A 17,748-nucleotide genomic window follows, 5' to 3' on the forward strand; every position below is an offset into this window, starting at 1 on the left:
TACCTCCTATTCTCGCGCCCCCTGTAGCGTGATATATGCCGCCTCTGCCCTCTCTCGGGGGCTGGCGTTATTAATTTTTGCCGCAGTCATGAAGTCCAGTAGTCGATTGGAAAACTCTCTTTCGTACACCAGCTCGCCAAACATGACGATTAAGAGATTTTGTATATATCCACCAGCATCAACTCTAGTAGCCGTTGCCTGTACCTCTAGGCTGGCAGCAGAGTCGTTACTGTAATCCGGCGCATACGACCACATTAATTCCTCGGACTCACCTGATGTTGCTTTTATTTTCCCGTCTTTCATTAATCGCCAAAGTCTGGTTACTGGTCCAATCTCTACTGTCCACCCCATCAACTCAGCCAGCGCCCGGTTAAGCTGCTGGTCTGTCATATCCTTTACCTGTGTCATGACTGCGTTTCCCCTTCCTCGTCCTTCTCCGGAACTTTTTTTCCGCAATCCTTGCACACGGCAATTCCTGCTTCGTATCCATCAGATAAGACCATGATATATCCTGTGTTTCTTACGTTTTCGTGAGTGCATGCCTTGTCGCTCCCTTCCTTATTTCCTAGGGCTGACCAATCCATTAACTCCAGCAATGTCATCATGTTCCTTGCAATCTCGCGGAATCTAAATCCGTCAACTGGCTTTCCATCCTTTTCGATAAAGAATGTCAGTAGTTGAGCTGCATTCAAGGCAATGCCTGCCTCTTTCATAACCTTGTCTTGCCGGGCTATGGTCTGCTGTGCCTCTGTTAATTGCCTTTTGATATTTACAGCCTCGTCATTCCAGTAGATTGCTTGTTGTTTGGCATACACTTGCTCCTGTTGTGACTCTTCTAGCCTCTCAGCTACTTCAATCGCTTCGGCATAATAGGTCTTGTAGTTGGTCTGAGTAATGTCCCTTTGTTGTTGTGACTCTTCTAGAGCAGCCAGCAACTCAACTATCCACTCTACTTTTCGTTCGTCCATGATATCCGCTGCGTTGTGAAATGCGTCCATGCTATATAGTTCTGGGTTGTGAAGTGTTTTGACACATCCTTTGATCTCTTCTATCCGTTCTGGTGTCATGACTGCACCCCTTCCCAATTCCAGAGACCTTGCTGTCCCTTGGCTGGTATAGGCTCGGGCAGCTGATTAACGTTTGCCAGTTCCCAGGCAAATCTCCCGGGAGTAAAATCACCAAATTCGTATTCAGGGGAGTAAATAAGCTTCCTGCCCTCAAGTTCATATCCGTCTGTCCAGGTATCTACTGACTTCAGACAATCAGATAACTTGCATGTTGCCACCACTGCACCGGTAGGAAGGTTGTCTTCCGTATATCCATGTCGCTCCAGCGCTTTGCGGATTTCAGGCTCTCGACAGGCTTCCTTATCAATCTTCTTCCCTGCATGGATAGCGAGTGGACCTCGGTGCTTTGTGGACCAACTGCGCGTTTCGAATCTCTTTTCTCCTAGGGCTATTAGTGTTGCCCATGGCTGTATAATGGTTATGGCTTTCATGCCTTTGCCACCTCTCCCCGAATAGGTTTGAACTCTCCGATATCCTCACCGTAAGCGCCTTTGTAAACCTCACGGTCATGGTCCCAACAATGACGGCACATCCTTTTTCCAAAGGCCATGTCAAACAAATGAGGGTGACTCAATTCCTGAGCAGGATTCCCACACCAGTTGCAAGATGCCAACTCAGGCAACATTGACACCCAGACGGATATTTCAGCTGCTAACTGTTCATTGTCGGTAGCCTCTGCGTAAGCCATCAGTGCCGCGCGTGCCGCTGGGTCGTTCGTTGGTTTAAGAACAAAGTAATCACCCTCTGCTTCTTTGCCCGTATCGCGATTTGTGATTTGGTATTTGTTATAGAGTCCTTTGGTTTGGTCACTCATACTGGTTATGCCTCCCCCTGATTCCAAGATGCGACCATTTGCAACCCTTTGTATTCGGATTCCTGAACTTCAGTAACCGTTAAATCAAAAAGCAGCTTTTTTTGTGCCTCGATAATATCAGGACTGTTCGATTGGAATAATCCGACGAGCTCTCCATTTTTTTCGACTTTAAAATATTGAATTTGACCAATAGGTAGCATGCTTATCGTCTCCTTTATAGGAAAGAGGGTGGTTAACCCGCCCCTTTATTCACTTCACATTCCTTACGTCCAATCAGTATTGTTTTGAGTATCATAATCTGTCTGTAAGTCAAACAAGAAGGAGGCAACTACTATGTCATGCCCGAGCTGGAAAAAAGTAATTGTCGTAAAACTGCGCCCTGGTCAAAAAGCGATTGTTATCTGTAAGAAGCACCGTAAAAATCATAGATAGTGACTTAAAAGGGCGCTCATTCGAGCGTTCTTTTTTTCCGTATGAACATACATAATACTCAGCGAAGCAGGTTTTCCGCATGCATCGTTTATCTCTCCTTATGGGCTATGCCCTTATGTTTTTTTTGTAGAATCAATGGCATATCTCTTTTTTGTTTGGTAAAAGTTATGAGTTGCGGAAATACTGATACAAAAGGAGGTTGACCTTTTGAAGAAGATGATTTCTGTTGGTATATTGTTAAGCAGCCTTTTGCTGTCTCCTAAAATTAGTGCTAACCCAGATGGCCAGGAACTGCTTTGTAAGGAAGCTCTACTCACCGCATTGAGTCCCACTATCAGCAACGCAGTAAATGGATATTATGGCTTTCCCCAGCAATATGGCCTCTATGACGCAGAGGTAATTAAAATCGAACGTGAACGAAATGGAGCTTTCTTGTTCAATGTAACCGTCAGGGTCAAAACTTTTACTGGCCCTCATAATCCCCCATATGGTATTGAGACTATGACTATAGCGGTTGATTCGGCATTTCCTATGGTGATTGACTACAAACATCAAGATGAGAAATAGAATTATCTTTTTTTGGAGGATCTCCAAATGGTAAGGGTTCTGGCGGCCCTCGTTAAAGACTAAACTCCATCTGCCCCACAGCAGACCTGTAACGTTCCAAAGCCAGATGCTTACCAGATCCTACACACATTTCTGGTAGGTTTGCTTTCACAAGCGCCTTGGCAAATGGTGGTGGAACAGCATTTCCACAACGAGCAACCTGTGCGCTCTTGGAATAACGTTTTCCATCAGCATCTACATTAATGATGTAATTGGACGGGAATCCCTGAGCTGCGAACAGTTCATGTGGCTCAAGCATTCTCATGCCGATATCTACGATCTGATATTCCACACCGTGGATTGTCACAAGCCCAAATCTATCTTTGGTAACTACTGTTTGCAGAGGTTCTGATAAATCCTGCCCTACGCTAGAACCGTAATAAGCAATCAGAAAGGCTCTAACTTCTCCGATATGCAACCCTCCAGCTGTCACTGTGTGAACTGGCTCATCTGTTGCATGTCCTATATTTGATCCCCGTAACTTGACCACGTGGCTTGTAACGATAGCATTATGATCCACCGTTGTAACTGTGGAAAGTGGTTCGTCTACTGCGTTCCCCGGTCCTTTATATCCGCCACCATAGTGCTTAATCAAGCAAGCTGCGGCAAGAGCAAACTTATTACCTCCAGCTGTTACGGTTCCGACTGGCTTATCAAGGTCTAGGACTCGGCGCCCTTCTGGATCGCCGTAGCCCATTTGAATCAGTGTAGGATTAACCAGCATGTGATGACTTCCAGTTGTTATCGTCCTGAGTGGTTCATGTGGTGGACTTCCGGGATGGCCGGTAGTATTGACCCCCAAAATCGGAGTAACAAGCAAGTGCTCTGCTTTGGTAGTGATCGTAGTTAGTGGGTCTTCTACTTCGTATTGCAGGCGGTCACCACCAAATCCAGTCTGACCAATACGAGCAATATAAGGAGTTACTAGACCCCAACCATTCTTTGACGTGATGGTTTTAAAGGGTTCTTCGATAGAATCGCAATAATGATGATTAGAGCCACTATGGTTCACCCGCACTATAAACGGATTAGCATTATTGATTACGAACTTCTGAATACCCCGAGCGATTCGACGTAAAGTGTTATCTGCCAATGGCTTTTTACGTTCAAATATGGATGGGCATGGAAGAGACCAATCAATGATTTCGGCAGCCGTCCTCCATGGATTACGCTTGCCATCTAACACTTCCAAACTCTCCGGCGCTCCGTGTGTGGGCTCCGGCCAGACTATAGGGAGACCATCGCGGCGAGCTATTAGGAACAGCCTTTTCCGAATTGTAGGTGCTCCGTAATCACATGCTCGCAGCTCACGCCATTCCACGTTGTATCCTTGACGGCGTAACGCATTGACGAAGCAGTTAAACGTTCGTCCCTTTTGATCAGGATCCGGATACCCATCTTTCATCAGCGGACCCCAAGTTTTGAACTCCTCAACATTCTCCAACATGATCACCCGAGGTCGGACCGTGGCAGCCCATCTAACTGCGATCCATGCCAGCCCTCTAATGGTCTTTTCTACAGGTTTTCCACCCTTGGCTTTACTGAAGTGCTTGCAATCTGGTGATAACCAAACCAATCCCACTGGACGTCCTGCTGCAATCTCTCGTGGATCTACGTCCCAAACAGATTCGCAGTAATGTTCAGTTTCTGGATGATTCGCACGGTGCATGGCAATGGCTGCTGGATCGTGGTTAATGGCTATGTCCACGCTGCGGCCAGTTGCGAGCTCTATACCGGTACTAGCTCCTCCACCACCTGCAAAGTTATCAACGATGATCTCTCTCAACTTGGATACACCGCCTTGATTTTGTGATTGACCTTGCTCTTAGGTCTTTCCCGCCGCCGCTGGATCTCAGCAAGAGCATTGCGTTTATAAATTGGTGCAGCCCCGTCATCGTTATAGGCGATCTCGTAAAGCTGTCCAAGCGTTGCTTTTTTCCAGTTCACCCCTGCACCTCCCTAAAATAAGAACTGTTGTTCCTTCGAATGGGTGTGACTGCCCACCGCCGCAGGCTTGTCTGGGCGTTTGTTCGTTTGTGATTTGATTTTCTTCTTCTTTGATGGCTTTGCTGATGGGCTGATAATGGCCTGTATGACTTCTTGCTGATATGATTTGTATGAGTTCAATTCCTGACCGTTTTGGACCCTATACACCGCCTCAGCGATCTTCGCCATAATGTAGGCATCAATCACGTTGTCACTTTTATGGGAGTAGCCGAAATGTTCTAGCACAGCGGCAGCGACATGTGCTTTCTTCTCTGGGCCTTCCAGCCGCCTCTTCTTTCCAGATTCAACGATCCATCCAGTAACACCAACATATTTCTTGACTGTATTCGGCATAAGGAAAACGGGTTTTATCTTCCTGCGGTGGATCATATAGCGCAGAACGCCATGTATCATCCCTGTGGTGATCCCCCGTTGAGTGCCCGGTGCCGCATTTTCCATAACTGCAACATCGTCCGGCTGGAGGTGGTTGTACAAGCTGTGTCCTAGATTTGCCAACTGTTCCTCTGATATGCCACCCGGTTCTGTTTTTCCTGCCCCCTTCAGATCGACCTCAACAAGTACATTACCATCCTCGTCCAGTGCCACAAATCCAGTTTTTGTGGCGGGATCGACTCCAATGAATCGCATACCCTCACTCCTTCCGGCTCCACGGTATCAAAGGCATGATTCCCATGTAGTTCGTCCGCATTTGATAGGAGATTTTCCGCAAATAGTATTGTTTGGTTTCAAGCTTTATCGCTTTGCGATGCTCCACACAAACAGGAACTAATGCCCAAGTATGTGTTCCGAGTTCCTTGCACCCCGGATGCTTGCAGTTCCCCATAAACTTCTTACTCCTTTCAATCTTCCAACCATGCGGACAAATTCACTTCAGCACTCTTCTTCGTTTGCTGAGATTCTGTCGCCCGTTCTGGCGCTTTCTTTGTATCGGCCTTGCTATCAGCCTCCCTGTTATCTGAAGGTGCTGATATAACTTCTGGAGTTAATGAAAAATCGCGGTAAGGATACCCTAACTGCTCATATACTTGTTTCAGTCCTGGGTACACCACGACCATTTCGCTCCGGCGATACTCCCGAACCGATTCGGCAGTCCGGTCATAGATAAGATTCTTTTTCTCGCGCTCCTGGTCCGTCATGCTGCTTAACGGATCGTCCAATTCGGCAGCCATGGTTATCAACGCACCGCGCGCCCGTTCATATTGCGCTTCATCTTGAATTAATTTCATATCGTCACCTTCTGTGCTTTGGTTCCTGCTCTTTCTCCTTGACCTTTTTCATCAGCTCATAGAGCGCATCCTTATCAAGATCAGTAAACCGTCCGTTTTTCCTGTTAAATAACATTTGAATGGTTCGTGTCCCTATTTTCCGACCCTTGGCAACTATCAGCTCGATAACATTTTTTAGCACAGTATCAGGGTAATAATAGTCATCGCGATAAAGGAAAATAATGATATCAGCATCAAACTCGATATTTCCAGATTCCCGAAGGTCACTCATCATAGGACGCTTATCCTGCCGTTCCTCACATTTCCGACCAACTGAAGATATTGCGACCACCGGAATATCGAAAACCCGAGCTATTTGCTTTAACTGCTTGGAAACATGATTCACACGTTCAGCATTGCTGGAAAAGTTTTTTTCGCTTTCTATTAGTTGAAGATAGTCAATGTAAACTATCAATCTCGGAAATTTCTTCTTCAGTATTTTCACCTGACGGCGGATGTGTTCAACAGACATGCCAGGAGTATCGTCAATGTAGAGCGGAAGGGTTTCAAGCATATCTAGTGCTTTGTCATAGTTGACCCAATCCGTTTCTGACAATCGACCGCTCCTCACCTTTGCACTGTCCAATCCACCAATAGCGCATATATGACGTTCGGAGACGTCGGCTGAAGACATTTCTGCCGAGAAGATCACAGTGGTCGTTCCCATAGCGGCTGATTGGATAGTATCGTTAACAATATAGGCAGTCTTTCCGATGGACGGTCGAGCTGCAATAATAATCAAATCGCTGTTTTGATGCCCGCCGCTCATCAGATTAAACTCGCTGCTTGCAGTCTTTGCCCCAGTCAATCCTTGCCGATTTGCCCTCTCTCGGAGCACCTTATGATGACCAGCAAGAGTATCTGACATTAGCACAGGCCCAGATTTATCAGGTCCTATTCGCATATCGGCTAGTTTTTGCAAGTTATCCAAAGTATCCGCAAGATTGATGTCGTCCCGAGTCAAAGCATATTGGAGGGCTTTGCGTGCCTGCCGATCAATATTCGCTTTGCGTACAATGGTCTGATACTGTTCAAAATTAGAGGTCATAGGAAAAGACTTCTGTAATTGCATCAGATAACTAATCCCACCAATTTTGGCAAGCTTGCTGCCCCAATGCTCTGCTAACAGCACAAGGTCAAATGGATTAGGTTTGTTAGCGAAAAAATCATACGCCCACCGGAGGGAATCCATTATCAATCCGTGATTCTCTTCGGGGGAAAAATCCTCTCCCTGAAGATAGCAATTATCCATAAGATCGGGTTTAGCCAAGAGTGCCCCGAGGACCGCCTGTTCTGCTTCAATGCTCATTTAAATCGATCCTCCGTCTCTCGTTCAGCTTCTGCCGCTTCTGGAGGATATCGTCAGGCATTGGCACTGCGGTCTGATCGTAAGCTTCTAGCAGCAGTTTATTCTCTTGTTCTTCAAGTCGTAATGCTTCGTAGTATGAGGGTTCCACTTTCTGTAATGATTCTTGGTAAATTTCCCCTGGTGTTGGAGCAAAGTCCGTTTTAATCCGACATAACCTCTTAGTAGCGTTTTGAGCTGCTTCGAACGGTACGTCCTCTAAAATTTCGAGCCATACATTTACAACGCCATTTGCTTCGTCCGGGTCAATCGTAAAACTCCGGTATGCTGCCGACAGGTAATTCAGGAGCCATAGGACTTGGGCTCGGTTCACCGCTCATCAACTCCTCTTGCAACATCCGTTTAAGAATGCTACCAGTCTTTTTTGATCCGTTGCTCCCTTCTTGCGCTAACCCTTCCGGATCTATCACTTCGTAATCTTTAAACCGTTTCTGGTTTAAAAAGGTGGATGGATGTGGAATAAACTTTTTGTCTGTTTGAAGTAACTTACAAGTCTCAGCAAAGTTGCTTGTATATTGGATGGCTATTACTGGATCAAAGTCTTCATTTTTACACAGCTTATCCCATGCCTTTTTTGCAGCTTCTCTTGATACTTTTCTAGGGTAGATTTCATAGAAGTTATCAAACATCGCTATATTTTCTTTAAAGCTTTTCTTTAAGATCTTTATTTCTTTTAATGGGGGTCGGATCTGATACCTCGAAATCTCTACTTGGGGGGGCAGATCTGATACCTCGGAGGTACTAGATCTGATACCTCGGATTTCATTATTAAGCGATTCTTGAGGGGGCAGATCTGAACCCTCGGCTGACGTAAACAAGTCATTTTCACAATCCATTTCATCACCGCTTTTCTGAATGGTCCATTGCTTATAATGTTTATTGAATGATAGCCGCCTAGGCATTACACTCGTTTCTTTTTGGGTAACAATAATTACTTTTGATTTAATGAGCAGCCCTACCTCCCTTTTTACTGTGCTGGCAGAGAGGCAAGTGAGCTGCTGCAAAAATGTTAAAGCAAAGTCATGGTCTTTCCGACGGTAACCGTATGTGTACCGCCAGATAATCATGATGATCCTTAACTGAGTGGCGTTGAACTTCCGTTGAGCCACCTGTTCCAATATCTCATTGGCAACTCGGGTATACGCAACGTCAAGCTCTGTCCCTGCCATTTACCTCACCTGCTTTAAAATGGTAGATCCTTGACCTGAATCTCGATTGCCATTCAAACTACCTCCAAATGATAATGAGTTCCTACTATATATCCACGCTTCCGAAGTGCTGCTTTTACAGTCGCTTCTGCCAATGCTGGCATGTTGTTACTACTTGATAAGTGAGTAAGATAAATGCGTTCACCTTTGCCTTTAATCAGCTTCTGGAGCGCAATTGCTGTCTGCTCGTTGCTCAGGTGTCCCAAATCACTCAGCACACGATCCTGCACACTAAGCGGATAATTAGATTCTCGCACCATGTCACGATCGTGATTGGACTCAATGATATAAATGTTGCCTTCCATCATTTTTAGCATCTCGGAGTCTACCTTTCCGGTGTCAAAGACCACACATGCACGTGGACCATCGTCAGGTTCAATAGCATATCCAACAGGCTCATAGGCATCGTGATGAGTTTTAAATGGGTAGAGGTGCATGCCATCCAACTCAATCATTTCATATCGTCCGAATCGTGTTTCTGCGACCCGCTGTAATCGCTTGTCTACACCGGATAAGCCCTTCCATTCTCCCTCTGTAGCCCATACGGGAATGTCATACTTATTAGCGATTGGTAACCCTTTGGTATGGTCTCCGTGAGCGTGTGTAATAAAGATTGCTGCGATGCTGTCAGGGCGTATACCAACTTCTAGCAGGCGCTTTTCTATCTTAGTTTTGGCTACACCTACATCAATTAGGATGGTCTTACCTGATGATGTTAGCGCGATGCAGTTACCGTTGGATCCAGATGCAAGGATATCAATTTTCATTTGGTTCACCTGCTCTCTTTAGCCACTCGGAAGGCACTAGATAGAATCCGCTCAATTTAGAAGCAACAAGATAAACCACGACTATTTCAGTTTTCGTTATCCCTAATTTCATTTCATAGGAGTCAGGATTGTAGCTACTGTTTCCAAATTCAAATGTTGTTCTCAATGCTCTCCGGCGCTTACCGCAGATGATACCTTCAATAGAAACATCAGAAATGTGTTCCTTCAGTCGGTTCATCACGATGCAATCATTGTCATCTAATTCTTTTTGTTGCTCTTCCGTCAGGTGCTCTTCGTCAACAGATACACCAGATTTTTTATAGTAGCGATAGAAACCGACTCGTTCCCCAAGCTTCATATCACACGCACCTTTCTACTTTTCCGGACACCACCACCGCCTCCTTTTAATCCTCGGAAGCAGTTCCAACAAACACGTTTAGCTCGATAGTAGTATTCCTGTCCTTTAGGTAGTTCGCCGCCACAGACCTCGCAGTCTGGGCAGCTAACGTATATTTCTACTTGTGGAACATCATTCTGGGAGATCATCGTCTTGGGCTTGAGCCGCTTGCTTTTCGGCAATTTGTAGGTCCATCACCTTCAGGTAACCAGTAAGCTCTTGAAGAGTTGGTACATCGCCTTTCATCTTGCAATATTTATTCATGTGCTCTGCCATTTCTGCCTTATCGGTTACACCTAGTTGTGTAAACTTTTTCTTCATATCAGCTCGAGCTTGTTTTAGTCGATCATCATCGTTAGACACATCACCTTGTTGCTTTGGAAACTCTTTCGTACCTCCTGTATCAATCACTTCCGGATCCGCAGAAGTCGGTGTTACATCTGTGCGCTGCTTAGGATCAAAACTATTAGACTGCGGTTGACGTTCTGTGTCTTCGTCACCAAATTCAAGACCATACTGCTTTTTCAAGCCGCGAAGCTCCACATGTTTCCCAAACATGTCAGAGGTCCATTTGTTCCAGTTGTCTTTGTTCTGACCGCTAAACATGTGCTGGATCTCTGAACGGTCCATCAGTACAGTCACAGGTCGATATCCATCACGGTAAGTAATGGAGTAAGCACCAATGATCTCTCCGCGTGGGAATCCAATCTCATGCTCAACAATCTCAATTTCTTTGGTATCAGGATTCTTGCGAGCTTTAAATACATCGTTGTCACAAACCATTTGTGTGTCTGGCGGTTGGAAGCCATCTTTCTCCCGTGCCTTTGCAAGATAGGCTTCAGCTGCGAATTGAATTCGAGCTTGATTACCATATTTGATAAAGAAGATTTCATTTTTAAACGGGTCCAGCCCATATGATGCGGCCTTATGAGCAAAGAGCAGGAATTCAGCATCATTTGCTGTCGGACAGATAGATGTTCGTATTACCTCCAGTACCTCCGGTTGAAATGCTGCGGCGATTTCTGGGGTATAAGTTGCAAGTTGATTTTTAGCCATTTATATATTCCTCCTATTTGATTTCTAATTTTTGATCTTCTACTGCTTTAACAAGAATCAGCTGACCTATTGGCTGTTTGATGCGAAACACACTCTCACTGTCATCCACAGCTAACGGTGCTATGATCTCACCCATATCACTGAGGACTGCCGCTAATTCAATGCCAGCATGAGCACGTTCAGAACGGGAAAGTTTACTGTATGGCTTGTTGTCACGCTCGATCTCAAAGTTAGGCTGAGGATCTCCGCCACCTTTCAGTGTCTTGAAAAGGCTAATTGTGAGTGTACTGAACATGCCTTGAACTTTCTTCGCTTGAAGCTCGGCTTCTTTTGCCTCATAAGCTTTTAGAGCGTCAAGGATAAAGATACTGTCGTTGCGGCTAGCTAGAGATTCTTCTTCTTCAGATCTAGCTTTGTCCAGGTCTTCCTGTAATGGTCCACGTCGATTAAACCAACCTATGGTATCAGCGGTTACGTCTCTCTTTTGCTCCAGTGTATTTCTCTCTTGAATCAGCTCAGATACATCAATCAGTTCTACTGCTGCAAGCTTTGCCTCTATTTCCTTTCTCTCTGCTACAGCCTGATCGTGCTCGTTACGAAGTGGCGCTTTACGCTCCTCTTTATTGGATTTGACAGCTTCGATAGACTCAGGATCAAGAGCTCGTTTGCATGTGGGACATTCCTCCGAGATAACTTCACCATGCACTTTCAGATAACGTTCCTTAGCTGCCACTACCTTTTGTTGAGCTGAAGCAAGCGAACTCTCAAGGACTATGCGTTTACGCTTTGGTTCGTCTGCCAGTTCGATCTTTTGTTGCAAAGATTCGATTTGTGAAAGCAGCTCTGTATCCTCTGCCTTCACTGCTTCAATATCTGCTGGCGCTTCAGGTAGTTTTAATAGTTGTCCTTCTAGTGCTTCAACCTTGCCTTGTGCTCGCTTATATGCTGCGTCCTTGTCGGACTTGTTCTTTGTATGGATTTCTTTCAAAGCAGGTCGCTGGTGCTTCTTGGTCAATTCTTGTAACTTCTCGGCTTGTATATTAAGTGCAATGTCTTTCAGCTTTTGCCCTTGGGTGAGCCGGCTCATTTCCGCAAATACTTCTTTGGCTGCTGGTGGTGTTGTAAATCTCATCATCAATTCGCGTTGTTTGCTCCAATGCAGAGTGAAAAAGTAAGTCGGATTAAAAAGGGATAAGAACAGATCTCTATCAAACAGGGATTTAACAATTTCTTCGAAATCTCCAGCCTTTGCTGGAACGTCGTTAATGTAATAAGTAGCCTTGTTTTTCTCAATGCCGCGACCTAGAAGGAACTGATTACCGTCCACTTCCAGCAGCAACTCTGCCTTAACAATGTCGTATTTATAGTTGGTCGGCGTAGGATCAAGCTTGCTGCCTAGTACATCCGTGCCGTATAATGTCCATGAAATGAGTTCGAGGATTGATGATTTCCCTTGAGCATTGTCTCCCGTGATCTCTGTTCTCTCGCCAAAGGTAACGATGAGGTCACGGTGAACTTTAAAGTTGTGAGCTGTAGCTGAAATGATTTTGATGTGCTGCATGCGTCTTACTCCTTTCTTAGTACAACCGATCTATAATTTCGATGAGATATGCACTACTAATTTTAAAATGCTCATCTGCTTGCTGTTTTTCTTGCAAGATGGTGATGATTTGCTGGAAGTAAGCTGCATCCATCCCAATGAGCTGATCCTCTAACACCTTCAATTCCTTTAAATCCAAATCATGTAATTGCATCGCCATTTTGAGGTACTGCCCCGCGTTGATTGTCCAGCCTTTCTGGATGAATTTCCTTGTACGAATGATTGAGGCCAAAGGATATTTAGATCCATGGTACAGAAGCTCTTTTGTAAGAATGGCTTCTAATGCCTTGGCCGGAAGCTCCAGGTGTCCGTCTGAAGATCTCCACCAGCTCATGGCATGCACGAAATCGTAATTGTCATGAATCTCTTCAGGCGACCCGTAGAAGCGAATGACCATCTGGATTTTGTTTGATAGAGTGATGGCGTTGTCCGTTAAGAAGATCGGTCTAAATGGTGGCTTTCCTTCCTCCGCTTCAGCTTTCAGGACATCCACCGCATCATTTACATAAGATGCTGCCTCAGTGGGATCAACAGTTTCAAAATACTGATAATCCTCTGCGTTCCCCTCAGAAGCGACCCCAGCAGATTGCACTCGAATGCGTACCCGCTGTTCTTCGATAATCACCCGCGGCTTAATTGCCTTATCTGGGTGAATAGCGTTGAATTTGTTCACGTAATAGTTAGCCACTGCCTCGACGGTCTCCCAATTGGTAAAGTAGTAATCGTAGTCGTTGACCGCCTCACCCCGAAGCATGGATACAATTGCCCCGCCAGTTATGATTGAATTTTTCTTTACAAGTTCCTTTACAGCCTCATCGTCGATGGACTCGACGAGCTTGTTATGCAGGTTGTTGAAGACTGTTTTAATGGTCTTTCTTTTCATAAATTCGCCTCACTTTCTACTGTTTTGGGGCTCAAAACCCCGATTTTGGCAAAAAAATAATAAGACTTCGAGATTTCACAAATTTTTAGACCTGTCGATTACGCTTGTTCACCTCCCTTTCCGCCTAGTTGATCTCCTATCCTTCGCATTTGTAGAATCGCTAGGGTAGCCTATGTTAACCTTATGAACTGGAGCATGAGCTTCCAGGTTTTTGTTGACTGCTAGAGGATCGTAACCGATACTTTGCGGCTTACCATATCTCCCAAACAGTTCCTTGCGCTCCATAGCGTGAGCTGTACGGCAATGATTTGCTGTGATTACATCACCTGTATGACCGCAATTGGGATAAGGGCATCTGACTGTACTGCAAATGATTACTGTCATAGGGCTTCAACCTCAACCAGTCCAAAACTTACTTTTAACGCCGCAGCTAACTTTTCCATATCTTGATCATTCAGCTCACCGACCCTTCTATTCAAACGCCTCTTATCCAGCGTCCTAATCTGCTCAAGCATGACAACCGAGTTTTTAGGTAGACCATGTTCTTTGCTTAGTTGGATATGAGTGGGAAGGTATTTCTTCTTTGCATCAGTGATTGCCGCTACAATGATAGTCGGGCTTTGAATATTACCGATATCATTTTGAATTACCAGTACTGGGCGTGCTCCTCGCTGCTCACTACCAACACCCGCTCCCATATCTGCCCACCATACTTCCCCGCGCTTAGGATAATGTCTCATACACACACCGCCAGTTGCTCCGTAGGTGAAGCCCAGATAGCTAGTACAGCATCACGATGTTTGCGGCGTTCCTTGATAGCAAGCTGTTCAGTTTTAACATCCCCACGCCATTGAGCATCTTTCTGAACACTTAGCCAGTACGCCATTTCTTGGCGGTGAAACCTTATTTCATCTTTTGTTTCGTTCATGTCAACCTTCCTCCTACTCTGTTCTTCTTATTGGCTTCCAAGCCGAAATGTAATTTAGTACGTTTTGCAGATCCTGCCGGAGAATATCTTTATAACTTGGTACTTCCCAACGATCCTTAATTTCCTTGTGGAGTTGTCGAAACAAATCACTACGCTCCGATTTATCCGATTCAATGCTGCATACCTTTTTGTTAATCCCTTGCTGTAACCGCCGCTGTTGTCCGCTGTCTAAGGTGATCTGCTTGTCTACCTTTTGTTCAATTTCAACTACACGACCAACAATTAATTCTTGACTAGCTAGCAAATTATGAGTTGCTTGCATAAGTGCTTTAAGTGGATCCATTGGTTTGTTGTTAAGCTGCTTTACTCTGTAGTAATCGTCCACCAATGCCTCGTATGCTTCCCATGCTTGATCTGTATTGAGTGACTTGGCGTGGAGCCATGCTCCTTTTTCAGTCCAGATGTAAATCACAGGAGCAAATTTAAGGTTATCGTCATTTTGACGGGAAGCTTTAAAAATTTTAAGTTCATCCCCTTTGAGAGCGAAAAAGTGTTTTCTTTCAATGTAACGCGATTCATTACGTTCGAAATTTTTACTGATGATTTTTGTTTCAGTATCAAATGATTCCGCCAGTTGAGCTGTCGTTAATACACGTTGACCATTGTGTTCTATTGGTGTCGGATTGTTCATAAGCTTGTACCATCCTTTCGTTTTATGTGATCTGTGTGTTGCTAATTATGGATTCAGCGGAATGTCATTCTTATCTTGTGTCTCTGGGAGACACCCCGCTTCAAAAAAATTTTCGACCGGAATTTTAAACAGTTGACTAAGTGTTACAATCTCATCAACATAGAACCGCGCATGACCATTTTCCTTCTTGCAATAACCGTTTGCTGAAAGTCCTAGTACCTTCGCAGCCTCTTTGGACTTCATCCCTGAATTTACTCTTGCTGCTTTAACACTGATCTTTAACATCCTCTCACCTCCTGTCGTATCATGTTGTGTCCCCGGGAGACACCCATAGATTAGCACCACTTATATGCAACGTCAACCCCGAAAAGACACAAAATAATATTTTTGTTGTATAAAGTGTCTTCTTAAGGTTATACTATATTCAAACATTAGATGAAGGAGAAATTGAAATGACAGGGGTAGACGATAAAAAAACTTTTTATAAAATAGTTGGACAAAATATTAAAAAGTACCGTGACCTTAGAAATTATAGCCTTCAGGTGTTGGCAGAAAAAGTTGGAATTACAAAGAAAACTGTCCAACGTTATGAACATGGTGAACATAAATTTGATATGGATCGTCTTAAAGCTTTAGCGCTAGCTCTTGATGTAACAGTTAATCAACTGACAGAGGGCGCCTATACATATATGGGTGAAGAACAAACTGAAACTGAAAACATAAGTTTGCCAATCGTAGGAAAAATTTCTTGTGGAAATGGAGTTTTAGCGTATGAATCCATTGAGGGATATGAAACAACACCTCGTTCTTGGATCAACGGCGGTGAATACTTTTACTTAAGAGCTAGGGGAAACAGCATGAACGGGGCCCGAATTTTTGAAGGTGATCTACTACTAATCAGAAAACAAGAGGAAGTTGAAGATGGAGAAATAGCAGCCGTCCTTATCGATGACGAAGCAGTATTAAAGAAAGTGTATAGACAAGGAAATACACTTGTGTTGCAATCGGCTAACCCAGACTATCCACCTATTATTTGTGGCGAGTCAGGTTCAAATATTCGTATAATTGGGAAACTTAAAAAAGTTGTTATTAATTTTTAGTTGTAATAATAAAAGAACATCCCGCCTAATAATGGCGGGATGTTCTTTTATTCGTCCAGATGAGTTGTTTTAATAATTATAATAAACATGCAAACATTGTAAAGATTCGTAGTGAATATTTCCTTTTTCTATTAGACTTTCCTTGTAAATTATTATTAAACATAGGGGGATTTTTGATTGAAAAAGCCGACACGTAATAATACGTGCTACGAGGGATACCAGCTAGCTGTGAAAATTCGTTCCTTAGTTCATAGACTACTTGAGCTTTGTCTTGTTTGGTGATTTCCCCTTGTTCCATTCGCAAACGTTCTACCTCTGCTTACAAAGCCTCTACCAGGCCCTTCTACAAACGCTTGAGTCTTTCGTTTATTAGGTTCTTACTTCACAGATGGTCGCCCCTTTTTTTGGTTGTAGAGCGTCCATTCCATGTAATTCTAAGCTCCTTTGCCAGCTTAAAATGGTATTATGATTCGCAATATTAAATATTGCAGCCGTTTCTCTAACAGACGTTCCGAATTCGTTCATATATTTTAGTACGCTAGTTTAATCTGTGCAGGATATGATGTATACCCCTTTTTGAAAGTTTCATCACCATGATGTTGATATTGGCTAATCCAGTTTGAGAAGACAGAATGGTGAACCCCTATGGATTTTGCGATGGTTTTCAAGCTTTTTGATCCCTTTTTATAACGCATAACGGCTTGAGTTTTTTCATTTGCACTGTACCTGGTCATAAAAAACTGTACCTCCAAATGTTAGTTGTGTCTAACATTTTGGAGTGCAGTTCAATTTATATAGTACCGAAATAAAAAAAACCGCACCTCTGGTTCGCCGACCTTCTTACTTCCATCTATTTTATGAACTTATGCTTAAAAAAGATCGCACATTGATCTGCTGTTATATTAGTACCTCCTTCCTGAAAATACATTAAGTTATCTGGATTTTTGTTGTGCCCCTTATCATTTGGAGCTGGATCTGGATCACTAAAATTACTTAGTATATGACCAACTTCATGAGCCAAAGTATACGGGCCTGCTTTTTCTGTAATTAGAACCAATGCACATGGATTTTCTCCATTATCTACAAAAGATCTTCCTATTCGTGTACTGTTCGAATCTTCATTTAATGAAATGTAATCACCTCTAAGATACCAAACCAAAATATCTGTTTCAGGAAAATAAGCCTTTTCTTTATTCCTCTCATCCAAAATTGTTTTGGCCTTAGTTAAGTCTAATGGAACTTCCTCCGCTTTCAAAAATTTCGTACTGGATGTCCCTATCATATTCCAGCTACTCCAAACCATTCTGAGTTTAAGCCTCTTTCCACATTGTGAAGCGAATAACGATTCAAATGCATTTAAATGATCTATAACTCTTTTTTTTATTTCCTCTGGTAAATTGCTCGGATCAGGAAATGGTTTGGGGTCAGGATGGGAAGCTAATAAAAATACATTTATGTACTTACAATCAGGTATTGGAGACCTAGGGTGTCTGCCATTAACAACCTGCGGTTTTACTTGAGGTAAACTAAATCCTATATCACTCATATTTTTCAACTCCCA

At 43.8% G+C, this 17,748-nt stretch carries 25 protein-coding genes and 1 pseudogene; 2 read left to right on the forward strand and 24 right to left on the reverse strand.

Annotation, left to right across the window (positions count from 1 at the left end; genetic code table 11):
- Positions 1-6: 6 nt before the first annotated feature.
- The 5 genes from ACFWMP_RS25390 to ACFWMP_RS25410 are packed head-to-tail and all read right to left on the reverse strand — an operon-like array spanning position 7 to position 2,081.
- Positions 7-408, reverse strand: coding sequence for a hypothetical protein (locus ACFWMP_RS25390; RefSeq protein ID WP_379424991.1), 402 nt, complete (start codon positions 406-408; stop codon positions 7-9).
- The gene (locus ACFWMP_RS25395) at positions 405-1,067 is read right to left on the reverse strand and encodes a hypothetical protein (RefSeq protein ID WP_379424992.1); all 663 of its coding nucleotides are present in this window, start codon (positions 1,065-1,067) and stop codon (positions 405-407) included. The genes ACFWMP_RS25390 and ACFWMP_RS25395 overlap by 4 nt, the downstream gene beginning before the upstream one ends.
- The gene (locus tag ACFWMP_RS25400; RefSeq protein ID WP_379424993.1) at positions 1,064-1,498 is read right to left on the reverse strand and encodes an ASCH domain-containing protein; all 435 of its coding nucleotides are present in this window, start codon (positions 1,496-1,498) and stop codon (positions 1,064-1,066) included. Before ACFWMP_RS25400 ends, ACFWMP_RS25395 begins: the two co-directional genes overlap by 4 nt.
- Positions 1,495-1,881 carry a hypothetical protein gene (locus tag ACFWMP_RS25405; protein WP_379424994.1) on the reverse strand — a complete coding sequence of 129 codons (387 nt, stop codon included), beginning with the start codon at positions 1,879-1,881 and terminating at the stop codon, positions 1,495-1,497. Before ACFWMP_RS25405 ends, ACFWMP_RS25400 begins: the two co-directional genes overlap by 4 nt.
- 5 nt (positions 1,882-1,886) lie before the next feature.
- Positions 1,887-2,081 (reverse strand): hypothetical protein, encoded by a 195-nt coding sequence (locus ACFWMP_RS25410; RefSeq protein ID WP_379424995.1) that lies wholly within the window; start codon positions 2,079-2,081, stop codon positions 1,887-1,889.
- Between the two features lie 448 nt (positions 2,082-2,529).
- On the opposite strand from ACFWMP_RS25410, the gene ACFWMP_RS25415 reads away from it, so the two are divergent.
- Positions 2,530-2,880, forward strand: coding sequence for a DUF3888 domain-containing protein (locus ACFWMP_RS25415; protein WP_379425299.1), 351 nt, complete (start codon positions 2,530-2,532; stop codon positions 2,878-2,880).
- A 52-nt stretch (positions 2,881-2,932) separates the two neighbouring features.
- Here ACFWMP_RS25415 and ACFWMP_RS25420 read toward each other — a convergent pair whose 3' ends face one another.
- The 17 genes from ACFWMP_RS25420 to ACFWMP_RS25500 form a co-directional block, all read right to left on the reverse strand.
- Complete coding sequence (locus ACFWMP_RS25420; RefSeq protein ID WP_379424996.1) at positions 2,933-4,705, reverse strand: DNA cytosine methyltransferase; 1,773 nt, start codon at positions 4,703-4,705, stop codon at positions 2,933-2,935.
- Positions 4,702-4,866, reverse strand: coding sequence for a hypothetical protein (locus tag ACFWMP_RS25425; protein ID WP_379424997.1), 165 nt, complete (start codon positions 4,864-4,866; stop codon positions 4,702-4,704). The genes ACFWMP_RS25420 and ACFWMP_RS25425 overlap by 4 nt, the downstream gene beginning before the upstream one ends.
- A 12-nt stretch (positions 4,867-4,878) precedes the next feature.
- The gene (locus ACFWMP_RS25430) at positions 4,879-5,553 is read right to left on the reverse strand and encodes a RuvC family protein (protein WP_379424998.1); all 675 of its coding nucleotides are present in this window, start codon (positions 5,551-5,553) and stop codon (positions 4,879-4,881) included.
- Between the two features lie 4 nt (positions 5,554-5,557).
- The gene (locus tag ACFWMP_RS25435; RefSeq protein WP_379424999.1) at positions 5,558-5,749 is read right to left on the reverse strand and encodes a hypothetical protein; all 192 of its coding nucleotides are present in this window, start codon (positions 5,747-5,749) and stop codon (positions 5,558-5,560) included.
- Positions 5,750-5,765: 16 nt separating this feature from the next.
- Positions 5,766-6,152 (reverse strand): hypothetical protein, encoded by a 387-nt coding sequence (locus ACFWMP_RS25440; protein ID WP_379425000.1) that lies wholly within the window; start codon positions 6,150-6,152, stop codon positions 5,766-5,768.
- A 4-nt stretch (positions 6,153-6,156) separates the two neighbouring features.
- On the reverse strand, positions 6,157-7,500 hold the full coding sequence (locus ACFWMP_RS25445) for a replicative DNA helicase (RefSeq protein WP_379425001.1): 1,344 nt from the start codon (positions 7,498-7,500) through the stop codon (positions 6,157-6,159).
- Entirely contained in the window at positions 7,490-7,870 is a 381-nt protein-coding gene (locus tag ACFWMP_RS25450) for a replicative helicase loader/inhibitor (protein ID WP_379425002.1), read from the reverse strand. Before ACFWMP_RS25450 ends, ACFWMP_RS25445 begins: the two co-directional genes overlap by 11 nt.
- Complete coding sequence (locus ACFWMP_RS25455; protein WP_379425003.1) at positions 7,803-8,726, reverse strand: replication protein; 924 nt, start codon at positions 8,724-8,726, stop codon at positions 7,803-7,805. Before ACFWMP_RS25455 ends, ACFWMP_RS25450 begins: the two co-directional genes overlap by 68 nt.
- A gap of 53 nt (positions 8,727-8,779) precedes the next feature.
- Positions 8,780-9,532, reverse strand: a complete 753-nt coding sequence (locus tag ACFWMP_RS25460; protein WP_379425004.1) for an MBL fold metallo-hydrolase — start codon at positions 9,530-9,532, stop codon at positions 8,780-8,782.
- Positions 9,522-9,890 carry a hypothetical protein gene (locus tag ACFWMP_RS25465; protein ID WP_379425005.1) on the reverse strand — a complete coding sequence of 123 codons (369 nt, stop codon included), beginning with the start codon at positions 9,888-9,890 and terminating at the stop codon, positions 9,522-9,524. The genes ACFWMP_RS25460 and ACFWMP_RS25465 overlap by 11 nt, the downstream gene beginning before the upstream one ends.
- 171 nt (positions 9,891-10,061) lie before the next feature.
- The gene (locus ACFWMP_RS25470) at positions 10,062-10,985 is read right to left on the reverse strand and encodes a RecT family recombinase (RefSeq protein ID WP_379425006.1); all 924 of its coding nucleotides are present in this window, start codon (positions 10,983-10,985) and stop codon (positions 10,062-10,064) included.
- Positions 10,986-10,998: 13 nt separating this feature from the next.
- Positions 10,999-12,546, reverse strand: coding sequence for an AAA family ATPase (locus ACFWMP_RS25475; protein ID WP_379425007.1), 1,548 nt, complete (start codon positions 12,544-12,546; stop codon positions 10,999-11,001).
- A gap of 16 nt (positions 12,547-12,562) precedes the next feature.
- On the reverse strand, positions 12,563-13,468 hold the full coding sequence (locus ACFWMP_RS25480) for a Gabija anti-defense Gad2 family protein (protein ID WP_379425008.1): 906 nt from the start codon (positions 13,466-13,468) through the stop codon (positions 12,563-12,565).
- 380 nt (positions 13,469-13,848) lie between these two features.
- Positions 13,849-14,208 carry a type II toxin-antitoxin system PemK/MazF family toxin gene (locus ACFWMP_RS25485; RefSeq protein ID WP_379425009.1) on the reverse strand — a complete coding sequence of 120 codons (360 nt, stop codon included), beginning with the start codon at positions 14,206-14,208 and terminating at the stop codon, positions 13,849-13,851.
- Complete coding sequence (locus ACFWMP_RS25490) at positions 14,205-14,396, reverse strand: hypothetical protein (RefSeq protein WP_379425010.1); 192 nt, start codon at positions 14,394-14,396, stop codon at positions 14,205-14,207. Before ACFWMP_RS25490 ends, ACFWMP_RS25485 begins: the two co-directional genes overlap by 4 nt.
- A gap of 13 nt (positions 14,397-14,409) precedes the next feature.
- Positions 14,410-15,087 carry an ORF6N domain-containing protein gene (locus tag ACFWMP_RS25495; RefSeq protein WP_379425011.1) on the reverse strand — a complete coding sequence of 226 codons (678 nt, stop codon included), beginning with the start codon at positions 15,085-15,087 and terminating at the stop codon, positions 14,410-14,412.
- A gap of 45 nt (positions 15,088-15,132) precedes the next feature.
- Entirely contained in the window at positions 15,133-15,372 is a 240-nt protein-coding gene (locus ACFWMP_RS25500) for a helix-turn-helix domain-containing protein (RefSeq protein WP_379425012.1), read from the reverse strand.
- A gap of 167 nt (positions 15,373-15,539) precedes the next feature.
- Between ACFWMP_RS25500 and ACFWMP_RS25505 the strand changes: the two genes are divergently transcribed.
- The gene (locus ACFWMP_RS25505; RefSeq protein WP_379425013.1) at positions 15,540-16,187 is read left to right on the forward strand and encodes a LexA family protein; all 648 of its coding nucleotides are present in this window, start codon (positions 15,540-15,542) and stop codon (positions 16,185-16,187) included.
- 193 nt (positions 16,188-16,380) lie between these two features.
- Here the strand turns inward: ACFWMP_RS25505 and ACFWMP_RS25510 are convergent.
- Together ACFWMP_RS25510 and ACFWMP_RS25515 are read right to left on the reverse strand one after the other, a co-directional pair.
- Positions 16,381-16,921, reverse strand: a pseudogene (locus tag ACFWMP_RS25510) (transposase); the annotation flags it as partial.
- Between the two features lie 116 nt (positions 16,922-17,037).
- Positions 17,038-17,733 carry a zinc metalloprotease gene (locus tag ACFWMP_RS25515; protein WP_379425014.1) on the reverse strand — a complete coding sequence of 232 codons (696 nt, stop codon included), beginning with the start codon at positions 17,731-17,733 and terminating at the stop codon, positions 17,038-17,040.
- Between the last annotated feature and the right edge of the window lie 15 nt (positions 17,734-17,748).

The sequence above is a fragment of the Paenibacillus sp. NPDC058367 genome (genome assembly GCF_042723305.1).
Lineage (GTDB): Bacteria > Bacillota > Bacilli > Paenibacillales > Paenibacillaceae > Paenibacillus_AQ.